The 3,774-nt window shown below is 40.4% G+C and carries 9 protein-coding genes; all 9 read left to right on the top strand.

Translation table 11 applies throughout. The features are described 5' to 3' along the window. Window positions 1-539, top strand: a 539-nt coding sequence (locus tag ACOVQ4_RS08490; protein ID WP_421820221.1) for a hypothetical protein, incomplete at its 5' end; no start/stop codon positions are given. Next, window positions 514-987: a hypothetical protein gene (locus tag ACOVQ4_RS08485; protein WP_421820220.1), complete on the top strand. Its 474-nt coding sequence runs from the start codon at window positions 514-516 to the stop codon at window positions 985-987. The genes ACOVQ4_RS08490 and ACOVQ4_RS08485, both read left to right, overlap by 26 nt. Further along, the gene (locus tag ACOVQ4_RS08480) at window positions 987-1,220 is read left to right on the top strand and encodes a hypothetical protein (protein WP_095167759.1); all 234 of its coding nucleotides are present in this window, start codon (window positions 987-989) and stop codon (window positions 1,218-1,220) included. Before ACOVQ4_RS08485 ends, ACOVQ4_RS08480 begins: the two co-directional genes overlap by 1 nt. 13 nt (window positions 1,221-1,233) lie before the next feature. After that, a complete protein-coding gene (locus ACOVQ4_RS08475; protein ID WP_421820219.1) occupies window positions 1,234-1,962 on the top strand; it encodes a hypothetical protein in 729 nt (242 codons plus the stop codon). Between the two features lie 23 nt (window positions 1,963-1,985). Then, window positions 1,986-2,486 carry a hypothetical protein gene (locus ACOVQ4_RS08470; RefSeq protein WP_421820218.1) on the top strand — a complete coding sequence of 167 codons (501 nt, stop codon included), beginning with the start codon at window positions 1,986-1,988 and terminating at the stop codon, window positions 2,484-2,486. After that, window positions 2,398-2,832, top strand: coding sequence for a hypothetical protein (locus ACOVQ4_RS08465; RefSeq protein ID WP_421820217.1), 435 nt, complete (start codon window positions 2,398-2,400; stop codon window positions 2,830-2,832). Before ACOVQ4_RS08470 ends, ACOVQ4_RS08465 begins: the two co-directional genes overlap by 89 nt. A 1-nt stretch (window position 2,833) precedes the next feature. Then, window positions 2,834-3,154: a hypothetical protein gene (locus ACOVQ4_RS08460; RefSeq protein ID WP_421820216.1), complete on the top strand. Its 321-nt coding sequence runs from the start codon at window positions 2,834-2,836 to the stop codon at window positions 3,152-3,154. Continuing rightward, complete coding sequence (locus ACOVQ4_RS08455; protein WP_421820215.1) at window positions 3,154-3,459, top strand: hypothetical protein; 306 nt, start codon at window positions 3,154-3,156, stop codon at window positions 3,457-3,459. Before ACOVQ4_RS08460 ends, ACOVQ4_RS08455 begins: the two co-directional genes overlap by 1 nt. 2 nt (window positions 3,460-3,461) lie before the next feature. Further along, complete coding sequence (locus tag ACOVQ4_RS08450) at window positions 3,462-3,611, top strand: hypothetical protein (RefSeq protein ID WP_421820214.1); 150 nt, start codon at window positions 3,462-3,464, stop codon at window positions 3,609-3,611. The last annotated feature ends 163 nt before the right edge of the window (window positions 3,612-3,774 follow it).

The raw sequence follows: 3,774 nt of genomic DNA, 5'->3' as shown, positions 1-3,774 counted from the left end.
CAGTAAACCAAAAGTACCTAACCTACTTATGGTTCAAGCCAAGCGAACTTGAATTTGCAGATAATGGCGAACAACCTAAAAGAGATGAAAAAACCGAGCTAGTCCCTTTGTATTGCAATACCACCTCGGGGGTAAAGCTTAGACCAGAAGCCAATACGCTCAAGAAGGAGCTGAAAATCATTAGCTATGGTAACATTGTAGGATACACCGACAAAAGCACCAAAAAATACCTTACTATTACCTTTTTGAGGGTATTTGATGCCAAAGGAAAGGCAATCGGTTGGGTCGCTAGTGATTATGTATCTTACAGCAAGCCACAAGCCAAGGCGCTTCCAAAGGTTGAATCTTCTGGTGAGTCAAGTTCTGTGGTTGTTACTCAGGACGATGACCCTCAAGCTGGTATTTCGGACTCAACTGGAGCAGGTATTTTGAAAGTGGTTTTATATGGCTTTTTCTTCTTACTTTTTGGTCTGTTCTTCTATTCTATGTATCGTGCTTATAAAGACAAAAAAAATGAAAGAAAAGCTAAGTTGGTATAAGACCCTTTTGGTCACCAAGCCTCTTACAGCCATCCTTTTGTTTCTCGTCCCCATTGGTCTTATTGGATACTTTATTTTCAATCTCGGGAAAGACAAAGGCTTAAACACTCCTCCATCTGACGCTCCAAGCCCTGAATATCAGCCTCCAACGGCTCAGGAAAAGTCAATCTTTGAGGAATGGACAAAGACGACAGGAAAAATAATTGTAGAGCAAGCTCACAACTATTTTACGGCATGGTATAGCAAGATTTGGTATGGCGAAATGCGTGACCTTTCTCATACACTCAAGGAACTAACTGACAAGGAGTTGATTTGGATAGCTAACGACTACAACCGAAAATACTTCAAAGATGGCACGTTCCTAACTGAGTTTATTGACCATAAGCTCTATGCATCCGCAGCCTACGACAGTGTATTGACTAGGCTCACAAAACTCAAGGCAAAGTAATGGCGAACATCTTAGATACCCTTGCAAACATCCTTTCTACCGACGAAATCAAGGATTTTATTACAGGTAAGAAAAAGCCTGAAATCACCGTGAATACCAACGTAGAAATGGAAACTGAAACAATCAAGAATGTAGCATTCTATCTGTTTCTGGCACTTGGAGGTTTTGCTATCATCCTAGCATTCCTCATGTTTTGGGCAATGAAGTTCGCCCTATCATCATTCAAAAATTAAACCCTCAATGGCAATGGGAAGGAATTTGGATAAAAATATCAATATCGAAGAACTCAAGGCACAAGCTGAAAAAAGAAAACAAGATGCTGAGCTAGAGTTGCAACGAGTCGAACAACTGCAACAAGAACAAAAAGAAGCTGAAAGACAGCAAAAAATCAACGAAAGGCAGGCTCTTCTCGACAACGTTGCAACCTTCATGGCTCAGTCAAGGCAAGAGGCATTAGTAGGAAATCTCTCTAAGGCAGAAACCCTCAAGGGATTTGCTGAAGATGCTAAAAAACTGGCAAATGAAATCCAGATTGATGGTGAAGAATTAGAGGAAGAAGTTGTTGAACTACCCAACGAGCCATTCTTTGGCCAAGGGTACTCAGTAGCTCGCAGATGGATTCTTACCACACTATTCACTTTGGCACTCTTTGCTATTTCGAGCTATCTCAATCACCTTGTCAAGCTTGAGGGAACAGACATCTCAATGGCAGTGCGTTCGGCTTGGATTGACTTCATTATCAAGCTCAACCACTGGTCAATTATGTGGCTCATTGTAGACGTCTCCTTGCTTATCAACTGGAGCGTTGTGTACCGATTCAGAAACAATCACGAAGCACCCGAACATAACTTAATATCGAAATGGTTTCTCAATTGCTCAGACGAATTTCAGGTAAAACAAGCCTTGTATTTGGTATATGCCAAAGCCTTCTCTTTTGCCATTATGTATCTGGCCAGTCCAATCACCAATTCCTAATTAGACAGGCTGTAGTAGACACGATGAAAAGCCTCTATCATAATCTGGAAAGAAGAAACAATAGAGGCTTTCTTATTGACAAAATCAACAAAACGGCAGGTGCTCCAAAAGGCTCAGCCTATTGCTCAAGCGGAATCATCTACATTGGCAAATGTAACAAGCTTCCTGTAACGGCCACACCACGGGCGATATCATGGCTCAAAGCTTCAGCTATCAAACGAAAATATGGCAAAGCTGTCACATCTCAGCCTGTAGTCAAAGGTGATATCGCTCTTTTCAACTGGAAAGGTAATCAGTGGCACGTTGAAGTGGTAACACAATGGAATATCGCAGGTGACAAAACAAGGTTTCGTACTGGAGGCTTCAATACAGGTTCTCCCTACGACCCTAAACGAAGGAAACAGGGTATTTTCCCACATCTAAGACGAAAACAAGATGCAATCATCCTCAACTACCAAGAGTTCTGGAAGCTCAACCAAATCCAAATCAAAGCTCTTAATCATTGGCTCATTCATCGGCATTAGTTTACTCTCCTGTTCTGATGCCCAATATCAAGTAGTGGATAACCTTTTGGGCATTGAAACACCAGAGAAAAAGGATACAGTCGATATTCAAAAGGCTGATTTGAAGCTATCCGAACTAGATACAGTCCCTGAATTCGGAACACTAGACTATTTTGATGCGACGGATACTGCATTCGCTAGATTTGAAGAAAAAATACCACAAAAACACAATCTATCTACGCCACCCAAAAAACCATACAGAAGACCCAGAGACCGATTGCCCATGCGCTCAGATAGCGAAATAGAAAAAGCCTTTGAAGAGGCAAAAAGAAAGATAGCTCAAATGTACGATTCTACTAACCACTAATATGTTACTACAAGTTAATTATGAGCAAATTTTCACACCGATTGTTGTATCTGGAATAGTTGCTCTGGTGGTGTGGATTTTTAGAACAAAAACCGAAGAGACAAAAGAAAGAATTGATGCAAGACAGGAAGAAATCAAAGACATTCAAGAGAGACAAAACAAGCATGGGGAACGTATTGCGGTACTAGAGAAAGATTTTCTCAATCAGCAAAACGGTATCAACGAACTTAAACTAGCTCTCAAAGAACAAAAGGCTGAATTCACTGCTCAATTCAACCATCTCTCAAGTCAAAACAACGAAATTCTAAAGCAATTAAAATAATGAAAAAACTCATCTTTTGCTTACTGATAGGATTAATTCCCATGTTGGCTTTTTCGCAACCCATCAGTCAAGATACCCTATCACCTCCTAGTGTAGTAGTTGTCATCCAGCAAAATTACGTATGTGATTCAGCCGATTTTCAACCACAAGCACCACAAAATGCCAAGAAGCCAAAGCCTCAAAAGACTCCTGTAAAAAAGAAGAAATTCATGAAGCGTGGAGATTTTTGGTCTAATGTACTCGACCTTACTAAGATTATTGTCCCTGCATTAGTGACCGTTTTAGCCGCTACTTCAGCCAAATAAGTATGGAAGAAAAAGAGCTTGTTTCAGAAAAGTTGCAATTCGCTTCTATCATCGTTTCGATGGTTTCGGGGCTCATTTCGATTGTATGGGTATCTTATCAAGCGGGTATTTTTTTCGGATTATGGGGAAAACCTAAACGTAAAACTTTTTAGGCTCGTATTCAGACTTCGACCTCAAAAACATCGAAATAAGCGTATTAACGCAACATTCAAAAAATTACAATTGTAAAATGTCCCTAATCTGTCTAAACAAACTAGGTTGGAATGTCGATAAAGTCGCATTCGAAAAAGAGGTTAGGGATATTTGTTCCGACCC

The organism is Flectobacillus sp., assembly GCF_049240685.1.
GTDB lineage: Bacteria > Bacteroidota > Bacteroidia > Cytophagales > Spirosomataceae > Flectobacillus.
Note: the sequence above shows the minus strand (reverse complement) of the source record. Positions and strands in the feature narration are given on the sequence as shown.